We start from the raw sequence: 811 nt of genomic DNA on the forward strand, positions 1-811 counted from the left end.
TGAAGGCAAACTCAGCCGCAGTGTTACCGAAAAACTTGATCAGTTTATTTTGAACAAGTGGGTGGGGATTCCATTCTTCTTTGTTGTGATGTACCTAATGTTTATGTTCTCGATTAACATTGGTAGTGCATTTATCGATTTCTTTGATATCGGCGTTGGCGCACTTTTGGTTGATGGCGGTCATCACCTATTGGATGGTCATTTGCCAGTTTGGCTTGTGACGGTTATTGCCGATGGTATTGGTGGCGGTATCCAAACGGTAGCGACCTTTATTCCTGTCATTGCGTGTTTGTATTTGTTCCTCGCTGTGCTTGAGAGTTCGGGTTACATGGCTCGCGCTGCGTTTGTACTCGATAAAGTGATGCAGAAAATCGGCTTGCCGGGTAAAGCGTTTGTGCCGTTGGTTCTTGGTTTTGGTTGTAACGTGCCGTCAATCATGGCAACACGCACTCTAGACCAAGAACGTGAGCGTAAGTTAGCGGCATCGATGGCGCCATTTATGTCATGTGGTGCTCGTTTACCTGTATATGCACTGTTTGCGGCGGCGTTCTTTCCTGGTTCTGGTCAAAACATTGTCTTTGCACTTTATCTATTAGGTATTGTGGCTGCGATCTTCACCGGTCTTTTCTTAAAGCACACTCTTTACCCTGGCAGCAGCGATAGCTTAGTCATGGAAATGCCAGACTACGAATTGCCAACATTGCAAAACGTCGTGATCAAAACTTGGCAAAAGCTTAAGCGCTTCGTACTGGGTGCAGGTAAAACCATCGTTGTGGTTGTTGCTATCCTGAGTTTCCTAAACTCGTTGGGT

1 protein-coding gene is annotated in these 811 nt (G+C 45.9%); it reads left to right on the forward strand.

Annotated features, from left to right (window positions below):
• On the forward strand, positions 1 to 811 hold an 811-nt coding region (locus R7Q48_RS26290; RefSeq protein WP_318133131.1), incomplete at both ends, for a ferrous iron transporter B.

The organism is Vibrio sp. 378 (assembly GCF_033339435.1).